Raw genomic sequence first — 13,449 nt, forward strand, 5'->3', positions numbered from 1 at the left:
GGCGGTCGCACGGCTCATGGCGCGGTGTCCTCCACGAGGACCCGCGCCATCGTGCGTTCGGCGAGCGCGGTGATCGTGACGAACGGGTTCACCCCGATCGAGCCGGGCACCAGCGAGCCGTCGGTGACGTACAGCTTCGAATACCCCTTCACCCTGCCGTAGTTGTCGGTCGCCTTCCCCAGCACGCAGCCGCCCAGCGGGTGGTAGGTGAAGTCGTCGGCGAACACCTTGTTGGACGAGCCGAACAGGTCGTACCGGTAGATCGTGCTGTTGGCCGAGTTGATCCGGTCGAAGAGCTTCTTGGCCATGGAGGAGGAGACCGCGCTCTGGGCGGCGCTCCAGCCGAGCTTCGCCGAGTCGCTCGCCGCGTCGTAGGTGAAGGAAGCGCGCTCCGGGTTCTTGGTGATCGCCAGATAGAGGCTGACCCAGTGTTCGAGGCCCGTGGGCAGCGGGGCGATCTCGGCGAAGACGGGGTTGGAGGTGTTGGCCCAGTCGTCGATGCCCATGACCGGCATGGTCGACTGGTTCGCCCCGACCGTGTCCCACATGTGGTTGGCCCGGCCGAGCATCACGTTGCCGTTCGAGCCCCAGCCCGCGCCGACGCCGGCGTCCAGTGCGGGGAGGGTGCCCTTCGCCCGCGCCCGGACGAGGAGTTCGGTGGTACCGACGCTGCCGGCGCCGAGGAACAGGTAGGTGCAGCCGTACTCCTTGGTCTCGACGACCGTGCCCGTGCCGTCGACGCGGTCGACGGTGACGACGTACGTCCCGTCGCTCAGCCGGCGGATGCCCCTGGCCCGTTCCATGGTGTGGATGGTGACGTTGCCGGTGCCGAGGGCGGCGGCGAGGTACGTCTTGTCGAGGCTCTTCTTGCCGTGGTTGTTGCCGTAGATGACCTCTCCGGCAAGAGCCGATCTGGTCGCGGTGCCGGCCGCCTCGCGCTGCATGTGACCGAAGTCGTAGACGCTCGGCACGAAGGTGGTCCGCAGGCCCGCCTTCTCGGCGTGGGCCCGGGAGATCCGGCTGAAGCGGTACCACTCCGTGGACTCGAACCACGCGGGGTCGATGGTGTTGACGCCGAGCATGGCGCGGGCGCGCGGGAAGTACGTGGCGTACATCTCGGCGGTGTCGACGGTCGGGAACTGCTCGGCGAAGTACGACTGGAGGGGGGTGACGGCCATGCTGCCGTTGACCAGTGAGCCGCCGCCGACGCCGCGGCCCAGGAAGACCGACATGTTGGCGTAGCGGACACGGTCCAGTACGCCGGGGTAGGGGCTGATGTCCTGGTTGACGACGTCCAGCCAGAGGAAGGTGGCGAGCGGGGCCTCGGTCCGGGTCTTGAACCACATGGACCGCTCGTCCGGTTCCCTGGTGGAGCAGAAGATCTTGCCGTCGGAGCCGGGCGCGTTCCAGGCCCGGCCCATCTCCAGGACGAGGGTGCGGATGCCGGCCTGGCCGAGGCGGAGGGCGGCCACGGCGGCGCCGTAGCCGGAGCCGATGACGATCGCCGGGGCGGATTCGACCGCGTCGGGCTCGGCCGCGTGGGCGGACCGGAGGTCGATGCGGGTGAGGCCGAGGGTGGCCGCCGTCTGCAGGGCGGCCATTCCAAGTATGTGACGTCTCGTCAGCTGACGCTGCATCAGTTTTGCTGTCATGTGCGCAGCATGTGCGGATTTTTGGGCTCCGGCTAGGGGTTGGGCCGGTTTTGGGACGCCATCCGGCGTGTCACCCGCGCGACGCGGGCGGCCGCGGGTTTCTTGTGGCTGGTCGCGTACTCCCCGTGCCCCTCACGGGGCTACAGCAGGGTTTTCAAAGTTTCCGCCAACAGGTCCCAGCGCCATTTCTCCTCGACCCACTCCCGGCCCCGCTGCCCCATGCGTGCCCGCAGCTCCGGGTCGCCGAGGAGGGCCACGACGCGTTCGGCGGCGTCCTCCGGGGAGCCGCCTCGTACGACCCAGCCCGTCTCGCCGTCGAGTACGGCGTCGGGGGCGCCGCCGGAGTCGCCTGCCACGACCGGGAGACCCGTCGCGGAGGCCTCCAGGTAGACGATCCCCAGTCCCTCGACGTCCAGGCCGCCCCGGCGGGTGCGGCACGGCATGGCGAAGACGTCGCCGGCGCCGTAGTGGGCGGGCAGCTCGGACCAGGGGACGGCGCCGGTGAAACGGACGGACCCGGCGACCCCCCTCTCGTGGGCGAGCCGGCGCAGCTCCTTCTCGTACGGTCCGCCGCCGACGATCAGCAGCACCGCGTCCGGCTCCTTGGCCAGGATTCCGGGCATCGCCCGGATCAGCGTGTCCTGCCCCTTGCGCGGCACGAGCCGGGAGACGCAGACGACGACCGGCCGGTCGGTGAGCCCGAGCCGGGCCCGGACCTCGTCGCCGCCGGAGCCCGGGTGGAAGGTCTTCTCGTCGACGCCGGGCGGCAGCTGGACCATCCGCCCGGCGGCCTCGGGTGTGAGGGCCGTGGCGATCCGGGAGCGCGTGTACTCGCCCAGGTAGGTGATCGTGTCCGTGCCCTCGCCGATCCGCCGCAGCAGCTGCCGGGCGGCGGGCAGCTGCGCCCAGCCCGCCTCGTGGCCGTGCGTGGTGGCCACCAGCCGCTGCGCGCCCGCCCGGCGCAGCGCGGGTGCCATCAGACCGAGCGGGGCCGCCGCGCCGAACCACACCGACGTACAGCCGTGCTCCCGCAGCAGGGAGACCGCGCGGCGGGTCACGGCGGGCGTCGGCAGCAGCATGGTCGTCCGGTCGCGTACGACGGTGAAGGGCTGCTCGGCGTCGAAGGTGGCGGTCGCCTCGACTCCCTCCCGGCTCCGCTTCCATGTCGACGCGTAGACGACGATCCGCTCGGGGTCCAGCCGCAGCGCCATGTTGTGCAGAAACGCCTGGATACCGCCGGGCCGGGGCGGGAAGTCGTTGGTCACGATCAGGGTCTTGTGCATCGCCGCCGACCCTACCGAACGGGCGTCGGCCTCCTTCCCCGGGCGTACGCACACCAAGCCCGGCCACGCTTCACGACCGCTTCACAGGCGGACGGGGGATCATGTCCCCCACAGGCGCGCGGCGCGGCGCGGTGCGGACAGACGCCGGCGGACAGGGACGGACAGGGACTCACGTGGCTCAGATGGACATGACGGGCTCTCGACGGCTCCCGTTCGGACTGCTGACGCTCTGGGGCGCCACCCGGCTGCTCCTGCTGCTGTTCGTCTTCAAGGTGTACGTGTTCCCGGGCCCGGACGTCACCAGCGACGTCTCGGTGATCTACCGGGGCTGGTACGAGACCCTGCGCACAGGAACGTATCCCCTGGACGACGTCACCTGGCAGTACCCGCCCGCCGCCGCCCTCGCGATCCTCTCCCCCGCCCTGCTGCCCTTCCTGGACTACGCGTCGGCGTTCTTCGTCCTCGCCTTCCTCGCCGACCTGGCGGTGCTCGCGCTGCTCCTGTACGCGGGTGCCCGGCCCGGCAAGTCGTGGCGCGGCGCATGGGTGTGGGCGGCGGGCCTGCCCCTGCTCGGCCCGACCGTGTACGCCCGCTACGACGTGATGGTGACGGCGGTGGCGGTCGCGGCCCTCCTCGCCGGCAGCCGCCATCCGCGCGCGATGGGGGCGCTGACGGCCTTCGCGGCCCTGCTGAAGGTGTGGCCGGCACTGCTGCTCCTGGGCGCCCGCGGGCGCGCGGCCTGGGCGTGGGCGGCGGGCACCGGTCTCGCGGTGGCCGCCGCCTTCGCCGTCTCCATGCCCGGCGCCTTCGCCTTCCTGACCTTCCAGCGGGACCGGGGAACCGAGGTGGAGTCGCTGGGCGCCCTCGTCTTCCATGTGGCCCGGCAGTTCGGCTGGGACGGCGAGGTGCTCCTCAACTACGGCTCGGTGGAGTTCCTCGGCGACCACGTCGACACCGTCAGCGGCGGGGCCCTGCTGCTCAGCGGGGCGGCCTTCGCCTGGCTGCTGCTGTGGCGGGTGCGGGCCCGGCGGTTCGCGCCGCACACCCTCGCGGACGCCGCGTTGGTGGCGGTGCTGATGTTCACGGCCACCAGCCGGGTGATCAGCCCCCAGTACATGGTGTGGCTGGTCGGCCTCGCCGCCGTGTGCCTCTGCTTCCGGGGCAGCCGCATGGGCCGGCCGGCGGTCATGATCCTGGTGGCCTCCTTCGTGACCGTCCTGGAGTTCCCCGTCTGGTTCTCCCACGTCGTGGTCAGCGACTGGCTGGGCATCACCCTCCTCTTCGTCCGCAACGGCCTCCTCGTCCTCGCCGCCCTCCTCGCCGCGTTCGAGCTGTGGCACGACACGGCCCCTGGGCCCGCCCCGGAACCCCTGCCGGATCAGCCGACCCGCGCCAAGGAGCCGCTGGGCTCCTGAGCCGGCCCGCGCGACAGCGACGGCCCGAGCACCACGCACTGCGCCGCCATGGACACCGCGAGCGCCAGACAGATCCCGGGCAGCCCGAACCCCGACAGACCGTGGGCGAGCGGCAGTTGGACCGCCGTGCCGAGCACGGTCACCCGCAGCAGCGCCGACGCGCGCCCACTCCCTTCGAACACCCCGCCGAGCGCGATGCAGCACCCCATCAGCACCAGATACGGCCCGACGCAGCGCAGGAAGAGCACACCCTCGGCCGCGACGCCGGGCCCGGCCCCGAAGGCCTTCATCACCACCGGCGCGAGCACAGCCGCCGTGAGGCCCACAGCCCCCGAGACCACGACCGCCTGCCGGACGGCGTAGAAGGCCATCGTGGCGACGTACAGGACCCTGTTCACGGAACCCGGCAGCGGCGCGGCCCCACGCCGGGTGCTGTCGCTGACGGAGGAGGGACGCGCGGCGCTGCTGGAGCACCTGCGGCATCCCCAGCAGGCGGAGATCACCGACCAGGTGCGCTTCAACACACTCCTCGCCTTCCTGCGCCATCTGCCCGACCCTGTGGAGCAGGCCGCCGTCCTGCGTCGCCGCCTGGACTTCCTGACGACACCGGCGAGCTTCTTCTACGAGGACGGCGAACCCGTACGCGCCGAGGAGGCCGGTGATCTGTTCCGCCAGGGCCTGCTGCGGGTGGCACGGGCCACGGGGAAGGCGGAGCGGGCGTGGCTCAGGGAGGCGATCGCCGAGCTGGATCCCGAGCGGGCGGGCTGAGCGGGCACGGGGTGGCGGCGCTCAGCCGAGCTGCCCGCGCACATACTCCCGCCACCGCTCGGTGAACTTCTCGGGAGTCGTGTTCAGGACCTCCTTCATGGCCCCCTCCACCGCTCCCTCCCGCTTCCCGTGCACGCCGACGGCCCGGTAGAACTCGTCGAGGCGGACCTCGCCCCAGTGGTCGGCGATCAGACGGCAGGCCAGCCAGCCGCCCTCGTAGGCCCGGGCGAGCCGGCCGGCGTCGTCGGAGAAGCCGAAGTCGGAGTCTGCGGGCAGTGCGGCCGGGGCCCGGCCCTCCGCGACCGCGCGGTGCAGTTCGGGGGCTACCTCGGGGGCCGTGCGGCCGGTCGTGCGGTAGCCGACCCAGTCGGCGTAGCCCTCGGAGAGCCAGAGGGGGGTGGCGGCGTTGGTGTCGGCGCGGGTGGCGACATGGGTCGTCTCGTGGGTGAGGACGACCTGCTTGCCGAAGTCGCCGAGGACGGCGTACGCGTCGGGGTTGACGACGATCCGGTCCGCGGGCGCCTCGGCCGATCTGTCGGCCTCTCCGGTGGTGACCGCCGCGATCCCCCGGTACCCGGACGCGGGCGCCCCCAGCAGCCCCGCCATCCCCTCCAGCGACTCCGGCACGACGACCACGACCCGCCGCGCCCAGTCCTCGCCCCAAGCCTCCGTGACGGCGGGCACGGCCCGGTCCGCCAGCCCCGCGTACGCCCGCAGGGTCTTCGCCGACCGCCCGACCCCCAGCACGAGGCTCCGCTCCCCGCGGACGGCCACGATCCGCCCCTGCTCCCACAGCTGTTCGGTGCCCTTCTTCGAGGGCTCGTCGGCGGCGACCCGCCACCCCCTGTCGTCGTCCCGGACGAGGGTGAGGGTCCGTACGGCGGTGACGGGCGCCTGGTCGTAGCCGCGTATCCGGTAGCGCAGGGCCGCCTCGGCCGTGGCCCGGTCGCCGGAGCGGTGGAAGGCGGTGAGGTCGTACGACCAGGAAGACAGCGGCAGGCCACGCAGGTTGACGAACTCGGCCGCCCCGGTGGCCAGTTGGCCGGCGACGGAGGACGTCGGCGCCTCGGTCGCGCGGTACGCCGCCCCGTTCCGCTCCACTACCGCCGCGGCCCTCCGCTCCAGCATCCGCTGGACGTCGGCGCGGGCGGCGTCGGGCGGTGCGTTGCCGCCGCAGCCGACGAGGAGGGCGAGCGCGAGCGCGACCGCCGAGGGGACACCTGCGCGCCCCGAGAGCCCGCGCCGGACACCCGACCCGCACCGGGAACGCGTCGTGCGCCTTCGACCAGCCACGTTCCGATCGTACGGGGGTCCGGTGGCCGTAGGGCAGGGCTGCGGCTCCCGGCCGCCGTACGACGGCCGGGAGCCCTGCGACGGTCAGGGGCGGGTGACCGAGGCGATCGGCATCATGCCGACGGGGTCGTAGCGGACCGGGGCACCCGGGTAGGGGGCGTGGATGACCTGGCCGTTGCCGACGTACATGCCGACATGGCTGGCGTCGGGCCGGTAGGTGACGAGGTCGCCGGGCCGGGCCTGGGAGAGCGGAACCTGGGTGCCGGCGTACCGCTGGGCCTGCGAGGTGCGCGGCAGTCCGACTCCGGCCTGTCCGTACGACCAGACCATGAGACCGGAGCAGTCGAAGCCGTGGGGGCCGGTGGAACCCCACACGTATGGCTTGCCGAGGGCGGAGCGGGCGGCGGCGACGGCTGCGGCCGCACGGCCGCTGGGGGCGACGGCGCCGGAGAGGTCGGGCACGTCGGTCCGGCCGGAGCGGGAGGCACGGTCGTACGCCGCGCGCTCCTCGTCCGGGAGCGAGTCGAGCAGCCGCCGGGCCGCCGCGAGCTTCCCCTCGACGGCTCGCTTGTGCCGGGCGACGGCCTTGCGGCTCTTCTCCAGCTCGGCGAGCTTGCCACTGGCCTCCGCACGGTTCTGGGAGAGTTCGCGCATGGCCTGCTGGAGGTCGTGGAGTTCACCCGCCTGGTGGGCGTTGATGCGGTCCAGGGCGGCGGCCGTGTCGAGGTAGTCGTCCGGGTCGTCGGAGAACAGCAGGGCGACCGACGGGTCGACGGCGCCGGAGCGGTACTGCGCGCCGGCGAGCGAACCCAGCGAATCCCGCATGGCGTTGATGCGGTCCTGCTGGCGGGCGATCGAGTCCTGCGCGGTGCCGACCTGGTCGCGCAGTTCGTCGGCGCGCTCGTCGGCCTTGTTGTAGGCCTCGGTGGCCTTCTCGGCCTCCTCGTACAGCCGGTCCACCTCGGCTCGGGTGTCGTCGTGCGGCGCGGCGGCGGCCTGCTGGGCGGGGATGGCGCCGAGGGCGGCGGCCGCGGCGGACAGCACACCGAGGGCGGCGGCCGCGCCCCGGTCGAACCCGGACGGTACAAGGCGACTGTGGGACACCACGGGAAGCCGCACTCCCTTCGACGGTGGACAGGACCCTCCCCCGGGCCGGAGGGCGCCCCCGGGAGGGATGCGCTCACGGCGGGTGAGGGAAGCGCGGCCGACAGTAGCCGCGCGACCGTGTCCCAGCCAAAGACCTCGGCGACGACACAGCGTGACGTCCGGCCTGGTGCCCAGGTCACCAGCGGGGGAAGGGGTCAGCGCGAGATGCGGGAATTCGCCCATTCGGGCGGCGCTGTGTCCTGATCTTGAAGAGAAACAGGGCCGATCGTCACACGCTGTGACGATCGGCCCTGTTCACGCCGGTGCGGGTGTCAGATACGGACACCGAACTGGAAGGTCCCGATGGTGCTCATGGACTCGTAGCGGACGTTCTTGCCCGGGTACGGGGCGTGCAGGACCATGCCATTGCCCGCGTAGAGGCCGACGTGTCCCAGGTCGTTGAAGAAGACCAGGTCGCCCGGCATGAGTTCACCGCGGCCGATCCTCGTGCCGTCGTTCGCCTGCGTGTACGTGGTCCGGGTGATCCCCACACCGGCCTGGGCGTAGGCCCACTGGGTCAGCCCGGAGCAGTCGTAGGAGTTGGGGCCGCTGCCACCGGAGACGTACGGCTTGCCTTCCTGGGTGGCGGCGGCGGCGAGGGCGGCGGCGCCGCGGTCGGAGGCCGGTGCTTCGTTGCCCAGGTCGACGCGTTCCCCGGCATCGCGGCTGGCGCGGGTCTCCTGCTCGTCCAGGGCGGCCTTCTCCTCGGCCGTCAGGGTGTTGAGGAGCTTCTGCGCCGCGGCCAGCTTGCTCTGGACTTCCTTCTTCTTCTCGGCCAGGGTCTCGCGGGTGTCGGCGAGGTCCTCCAGCTTCTCGGTGGCCTCCTGGCGCTGCTGCGCGAGCGTGCGCTGCTTCTCCTGGATCTTCTTCAGCGACTCGACCTGCTGGCTGGTCAGCTGGTCGAGCGTGGCGGCCTTGTCCAGGTAGTCGTCCGGGTCGGCGGAGAGGAAGAGCTGGATCGAGGAGTCGATGCCGCCCGAGCGGTACTGGGCGCTGGCCGCCAGGCCTATGCCCTCACGCAGCTCGTTGAGGTCTTCCTGACCCTTGGCGACGTTGTCCTGGATCGTGGAGATCTCCTTCTCGAGCTTCTCCTGCTTCTCCTCGGCCCCGTTCAGCTTGTCCGTGGCCCGCCCGGCGTCCTCGTAGAGCTTGTGGACCTTGGCCTTGACCTCGTCCTTGGTCGGCTTCTCGGAGGGCGCGGCGTTGGCGGCCTGAGAGCTCAGGGCCACGGCAGCGGCGGCGGCTGTGGTGAGCACGGTCACACGCGCACGGCTCGGCTGCTTCGGTCGACGGTGGGACGCCACGGTAGGTGAACTCCTTCATGTGAGCGACCGGCCGGCGGGGACCCCGGCGACGATCACCCGTTCAGAGGTTTGAGTCCAGACCCTAGTGACCCAACGGTGATCACTTCAAATCCCCCACAGGAAAAATCCCGCCCCACGGCGCACAATTTACACTCAACGCACATGCAGTAGCGCTCGGTTGACGCTACGTGGCGCAACAGCCCGATCAATTCGGGCATAGCGCACGTAAGTTGCTGTTGGGGCGGACGGCATCGAAAGGTCAGGAAAGGCGCTTGAGGAGCACCGCGGACGCCACCGGGCGCGCGCCCGCCTTGGCGATCCCGTCGGCCACCTCGCGGTCGGTGGAGGCGACGATGACCGGCCGGCCGGGCGGCTCGGCGCGCACCAGCTGACGGATCAACTCGTCGGCGGTGACACCGGGCTTGGAGAACAGCACCCGCACCCCGCGCGGCGGCGCGAGCAGCACCGGCGCGGCGAGCTCGGCCCCGTCGAAGACGCAGGTCACCTCGGCGCCGGTCTGCGCGGCGAGCTGGGAGAGCTGCCCGAGGAGCCGCAGGCGCTGCTTCTCCAGCGGCATCTGCGGGTAGCCGGTCTTGGTGACGTTGTAGCCGTCGACGACGAGATGCGCCTGCGGCAGCGCCAGCAACTGGTCCAGGATCGCCGGGTCGTTCTCCGACAGCGCGCGGGCGGCGATGTCCTTCGGGGTCATCCGCCCCGGCTCGACCGCGTCGACGGTCTCGGCGGGCCGTACGGAGACCGGCGGCAGCGCCAGCTCTCGCCGCAGCCCCTGGGCCGCTTCCAGCACGGTGTCCAGCAGCAGCCGTACGCGCATGTCCTCGACGCTGCGGCCCTCGCGGGCGGCGCGCCGGGCGGCCTCCAGGGCGGCCTCCGCCTCGCCGAGCCGGGCCTTCAGCCGCCGGGTCTCGCTCTCGGCGGCGGACACCTGGGCATGGCTCTCGGTGCGTACGGTCTCCATCTCGGCGTGCAGCTTGCGCAGGGCGGCCTCGCCGCGCTTGACGTCGCTGAGGGCCGCCCGGAGCTTGCGGTGCAGCGAGTCGGCCTCCTTCTTGGCCGACTCCAGCTCCGCCCGCAGCCGTTCCGTCTCGGCCTTCGTCTGGCCGCGGGCCTCGGCGAGCTGCTCGCGCAGCCGCTCCAGCTCGGCCCGGCTCTCCTCGTCGGCCCGCTCGGCGTCCGCCCGCAGGGCCTCCTCACCGGCGGCCGCGACCAGCTTCACCCAGCCCGTGGGGCGCAGTACGTAGGCCGCGGCCGCCACGTCCAGCGGATCCGCGGCCGGGGGCGGCGCGCCCGTGTCCAGGGCGCCGGCCAGCTCCGGGTGAGCCTCCCGGAACCGCTCCCCGATCCGCTGTCTGAAAAGCGTGTCCGTCTCCACGGCCGCGGCCATCGCGTTGCCCGCGAACTTCACTCGGCGATTCGGGGTGAACCGGGCGTACTGTCTGAGCTGTGCGGGCAGTTCGGCGACGGTCAGTCCGCCGAAGCCGTCGGAGACGATCTGCACGACCCGTTTGCGCACGCCCTCGGGCAGCGGACGGTCGAGCACCTCAGCGGCGCCGTCGCCCGGCCCCCCGCCCCCGGTCTCCACCATCCGTCACCCCAATGTCTGTGCGGGGCCCGCTCCCTCAGGAGCCGGCACCCGGCCTGTCCACGAGTTCCACCTGGTCCACGGCGTTGCACCAGCGGCAGCGGACCGACTCGATGGTCTCACTGACCACGTCGCGCTCCTCGACCCTGGGCTCCCCGGCGAGGTCGAGGTGAACGTACTCGACGACCTTCGACGAGCGGGTCACGTCGAACCGCGTGAGGTTGCCACAGAGCGTGCAGCGCCAGCGGGTGGTGTCCGTCGGCAGGGGAACCGTCATCGTGGCTGCTCTTCCTTCTTCCAGTCTCCGTGAAGCGCCGGCGTCCCGGTGCGTGTGGCTCGTAACCCTACGGCCTGACCGGTACTCGCCGCCCGTTCGCCCGGGGCGGTGGCGCCGATTGCCTCCGGCGGCGAGGCCGGCCGGCATCGGCGGCGAGGCGGTCTGTGACGGTGGGTCCTGTTACGTCATGCTCTGTTCATGATCGGCAAGTGGAGCACCACGGCCGCCCGGGCCGTACGAAACGAGTCGGCGCCGGTGACGTACGGGCTGATCGCCGTCTGCTGTGCGATCTTCCTGATCGGGCCGGCGGCGGGCCTCAACCCCGTGTACGGCACCGGGGACGAACTGCTCGTCGCGCAGCGGGCGTACTTCCGCCGCTGGGGCGTCGTGCCCGTCGAACTCTTCCACGCCACCCCGCGCGCGGCGCTCACCCCCGTCACCGCGCTCTTCGTGCACGGCAGCTGGCTGCACCTCCTCGGCAACATGCTCTTCCTCTTCGTCTTCGGGGCGATGGCCGAGGAACGCATGGGTCATGTGGAGTTCGCCCTCTTCTACGTGGGCTGCGGCTATCTCGCGCTGGTGGCGTACGCGGCGGCGCACGCCGGGTCGCCGCAGTCGCTGGTCGGCGCGTCGGGGGCGATCTCCGCGGTCCTCGGCGCGTTTCTCTTCCTGTTCCCCAGGGCGCGGGTGACGAGCCTCCTGCCCTTCCTCTTCTTTCTTCCGCTGCGGTTTCCGGCGTGGGTGACCCTGCCGTTCTGGGTGAGCCTGCAGTGGCTGGCCGCGGGGCGGCAGACCTCGGGGCCGGGGGTGGCCTATCTGGCGCATCTGGTGGGGTTCGGACTGGGGTTCGTCTACGCGTGGGGGCGTTATGGGCGTAGGGCTAGAGTGAAACCGAATGCCTCAGCTCCGGCCCCCGAGGGAGAACACCAGCCGTGATCACCGCGATCGTGCTCATCAAGACCAGCGTGGACCGGATTCCGGAGATCGCGGAGTCCATCGCCGCGATCGAATCCGTGACCGAGGTGTTCTCCGTGACCGGTACGTACGATCTGGTCGCCATGGTCCGGGTGAAGGAGCACGAGAATCTGGCCGACGTGATTCCCGGGCAGATCAGCAAGATCCCGGGGGTTCTGGGGACGGATACGCACGTCGCGTTCCGGGCCTACTCCCAGCATGACCTCGAGACCGCGTTCTCCATCGGACTGGACGGCTGAGAGCCGCGAGGCTCCCCCGGGGCGAGGAGATCCTCGCCCCGCACTCGTCCTCAGGACGGACGGGTCAGACGGCCGGAACGCAACGGCCGTCCTCCGTACGGTAGTTCCACTGCGCACCGTTGCGTACGAGGTCCCGCACCGCTCCCACGAACCGCTCCACGTGCTCGTCGGGGGTGCCCGCGCCGAAGCTCACCCTGATCGCGTTGAGTGACCGCTCGCCGGGCGCGGCCTCGGGGGCGCCGCACTCGCCCTGGGTCTGCGGGTCGCTGCCGAGGAGGGTACGGACCAGGGGGTGGGCGCAGAAGAGGCCGTCGCGTACGCCGATGCCGTACTCGGCGGAGAGCGCGGCGGCGAAGTGGGAGCTGTTCCAGCCCTCGACGACGAAGGAGAGGACGCCGACGCGCGGGGCGTCGTCCCCGAAGAGGGACAGGATCCGGACCTCGGGCACCTCGGCGAGCCCGGCCCGTACGGCGTCGATCAGATACCGCTCACGGGCGACCAGCGTGTCGAACCCGGCCTCGGTGAGGGCCTTGCAGGCGGAGGCGATGGAGTAGGCGCCGATGACGTTGGGCGAGCCGGCCTCGTGCCGGGCGGCGGTCTCGTGCCACTCGACGTCCACGCCGCCGTCCGTACGCCGGGTCACCTTGCGGGAGGCGCCGCCCCCGGCGAGGTACGGCTCGGCCGCGCCGAGCCAGTCGGCACGGCCGGCGAGGACGCCCGACCCGAAGGGCGCGTACAGCTTGTGCCCCGAGAAGACGACCCAGTCCACGTCCAACTCCTGTACGGAGACGGGGTGGTGGGGTGCGAGCTGGGCCGCGTCGAGCACGATCCGCGCGCCGTGCGCATGCGCGGCGTCGGCCAGCTCGCGCACCGGCCAGATCTCCCCGGTGACGTTGGAGGCACCGGTGACGCACACCAGCGCCGGGCCGTACGGGTCGCGGCCGGCGAGCGCGGCGTCCAGGGTGGCCACGGCCTCCTGCGGCGTACGCGGCGCGTCCAGGTAGGTCACCCGCGCGTTCCGCCAGGGCAGCAGCGAGGCGTGGTGCTCGGTCTCGAAGACGAAGACCTGGCAGTCGGCGGGGAGGGCCCGGGCCAGGAGGTTCAGGGAGTCCGTCGTCGAGCGGGTGAAGATCAGCTGGTCGTCGGCCCGGCAGTCGAGGAACTCCGCGACGGTCCTGCGGGCGTTCTCGAAGAGGTCGGTCGACAGCTGGGAGAGGTAGCCGGCGCCGCGGTGGACACTGCCGTAGTAGGGCGCGTACGCCGCCACGTCGTCCCACACCCGCTGCAGGGCCGGGGCGCTGGCCGCGTAGTCGAGCGCGGCGTAGGTGACCTCGCCACCGGTGACGAGCGGGACGGTGACATCCCGGCCCAGAACGGGCAGCGGGGCACAAACGGACCGGTCGGCGGCAAGGGTGGAGACAGACATGGCGGAACTCCCGTGAAAGCAGGCGGCATCACCGTGCCGGACAGCATGTCGACGGCACAGGAAAGGTGAAG

General features: G+C 71.9%; 11 protein-coding genes and 2 pseudogenes. 4 read left to right on the top strand and 9 right to left on the bottom strand.

Annotation, left to right across the window (positions count from 1 at the left end; translation table 11 throughout):
- Window positions 1–14 precede the first annotated feature (14 nt).
- Together OG202_RS13850 and OG202_RS13855 are read right to left on the bottom strand one after the other, a co-directional pair.
- Window positions 15–1,601 carry a GMC oxidoreductase gene (locus OG202_RS13850; protein WP_326583397.1) on the bottom strand — a complete coding sequence of 529 codons (1,587 nt, stop codon included), beginning with the start codon at window positions 1,599–1,601 and terminating at the stop codon, window positions 15–17.
- A gap of 191 nt (window positions 1,602–1,792) precedes the next feature.
- Window positions 1,793–2,935, bottom strand: coding sequence for a glycosyltransferase family 4 protein (locus OG202_RS13855; protein ID WP_327730134.1), 1,143 nt, complete (start codon window positions 2,933–2,935; stop codon window positions 1,793–1,795).
- 182 nt (window positions 2,936–3,117) lie between these two features.
- Between OG202_RS13855 and OG202_RS13860 the strand changes: the two genes are divergently transcribed.
- On the top strand, window positions 3,118–4,350 hold the full coding sequence (locus OG202_RS13860) for a glycosyltransferase family 87 protein (RefSeq protein ID WP_327732276.1): 1,233 nt from the start codon (window positions 3,118–3,120) through the stop codon (window positions 4,348–4,350).
- Here the strand turns inward: OG202_RS13860 and OG202_RS13865 are convergent.
- Window positions 4,314–4,742, bottom strand: a pseudogene (locus OG202_RS13865) (MATE family efflux transporter); the annotation flags it as partial. The gene OG202_RS13860 and the pseudogene OG202_RS13865 overlap by 37 nt on opposite strands.
- A gap of 4 nt (window positions 4,743–4,746) precedes the next feature.
- Here OG202_RS13865 and OG202_RS13870 point away from each other — a divergent pair.
- Window positions 4,747–5,118 (top strand): annotated as a pseudogene (locus tag OG202_RS13870) (PadR family transcriptional regulator); the annotation flags it as partial.
- Between the two features lie 21 nt (window positions 5,119–5,139).
- Here the strand turns inward: OG202_RS13870 and OG202_RS13875 are convergent.
- The 5 genes from OG202_RS13875 to OG202_RS13895 form a co-directional block, all read right to left on the bottom strand.
- Window positions 5,140–6,411 carry a hypothetical protein gene (locus tag OG202_RS13875; RefSeq protein WP_328222813.1) on the bottom strand — a complete coding sequence of 424 codons (1,272 nt, stop codon included), beginning with the start codon at window positions 6,409–6,411 and terminating at the stop codon, window positions 5,140–5,142.
- An 84-nt stretch (window positions 6,412–6,495) separates the two neighbouring features.
- Window positions 6,496–7,518, bottom strand: a complete 1,023-nt coding sequence (locus tag OG202_RS13880; RefSeq protein ID WP_328222814.1) for a C40 family peptidase — start codon at window positions 7,516–7,518, stop codon at window positions 6,496–6,498.
- A 311-nt stretch (window positions 7,519–7,829) separates the two neighbouring features.
- Window positions 7,830–8,861, bottom strand: coding sequence for a C40 family peptidase (locus OG202_RS13885; protein ID WP_326583393.1), 1,032 nt, complete (start codon window positions 8,859–8,861; stop codon window positions 7,830–7,832).
- Between the two features lie 259 nt (window positions 8,862–9,120).
- On the bottom strand, window positions 9,121–10,464 hold the full coding sequence (locus tag OG202_RS13890; RefSeq protein WP_326583392.1) for an NYN domain-containing protein: 1,344 nt from the start codon (window positions 10,462–10,464) through the stop codon (window positions 9,121–9,123).
- 34 nt (window positions 10,465–10,498) lie between these two features.
- Window positions 10,499–10,738: a hypothetical protein gene (locus tag OG202_RS13895; RefSeq protein WP_326583391.1), complete on the bottom strand. Its 240-nt coding sequence runs from the start codon at window positions 10,736–10,738 to the stop codon at window positions 10,499–10,501.
- 198 nt (window positions 10,739–10,936) lie between these two features.
- Here OG202_RS13895 and OG202_RS13900 point away from each other — a divergent pair, with 198 nt between their 5' ends.
- Both OG202_RS13900 and OG202_RS13905 read left to right on the top strand, forming a co-directional pair.
- Entirely contained in the window at window positions 10,937–11,674 is a 738-nt protein-coding gene (locus OG202_RS13900; protein WP_326583390.1) for a rhomboid family intramembrane serine protease, read from the top strand.
- Window positions 11,671–11,952: an Lrp/AsnC family transcriptional regulator gene (locus OG202_RS13905; protein ID WP_326583389.1), complete on the top strand. Its 282-nt coding sequence runs from the start codon at window positions 11,671–11,673 to the stop codon at window positions 11,950–11,952. Before OG202_RS13900 ends, OG202_RS13905 begins: the two co-directional genes overlap by 4 nt.
- Before the next feature lie 64 nt (window positions 11,953–12,016).
- Here the strand turns inward: OG202_RS13905 and OG202_RS13910 are convergent, their stop codons facing one another.
- On the bottom strand, window positions 12,017–13,378 hold the full coding sequence (locus OG202_RS13910) for an aminotransferase class V-fold PLP-dependent enzyme (protein ID WP_327730132.1): 1,362 nt from the start codon (window positions 13,376–13,378) through the stop codon (window positions 12,017–12,019).
- Window positions 13,379–13,449 lie beyond the last annotated feature (71 nt).

It is taken from the genome of Streptomyces sp. NBC_00310, from assembly GCF_036208085.1.
In the GTDB taxonomy this organism is placed as follows: Bacteria; Actinomycetota; Actinomycetes; order Streptomycetales; family Streptomycetaceae; genus Streptomyces.